Here is a 513-nt window from a genome sequence, read left to right on the forward strand (position 1 = left end):
TGCGGACCGTGCAAGAGGCAAAGGTGTCTTCGTAGATTTTCGCAAGCTTTGCGCTGGTCGTGAACCAGTCCGGCATGATCGCAACGATCCGCCCCCCCTTCCCTAGCCGCGTGATGGCAGCGCGCAGATGACGCACCGCTGCGAACTCGTCTGCCCCTCGTCCCATTGACCGCGAGAATGGCGGGTTCATCAGGATCAGGCTTGGCTGCACAGCAGCGTCGAGATGAGATGCCAGCATGGCTCCATCGATCCCCGTTGTGGTGGCCTGGGGGAACAGCAGAGCCAGCTTCTCCCGCCTGCGCGGATCGATCTCATTGAGATGCAATGCGCGGACATCGGGCAAAGTTGCCACCAGAGCGCCATGTCCGGCGCTCGGCTCAAGAACGATATCGGTTGCAAGCGGCTGCGCCAAAATCACGGATAGCGCTGCGAGGTCTGCGGGCGTCGAGAATTGCTGATACCTGATCTGGTCTTCACTTCTGACCGTATGTGTCGGCAGTGCCTCGATAAGCG

General features: G+C 60.4%; 1 pseudogene. It reads right to left on the reverse strand.

From position 1 onward, the window contains the following. Positions 1-513 (reverse strand): annotated as a pseudogene (locus AX708_RS19250) (methyltransferase); the annotation flags it as partial.

This window comes from Erythrobacter sp. CCH5-A1 (assembly GCF_001557115.1).
In the GTDB taxonomy this organism is placed as follows: Bacteria; Pseudomonadota; Alphaproteobacteria; order Sphingomonadales; family Sphingomonadaceae; genus Erythrobacter.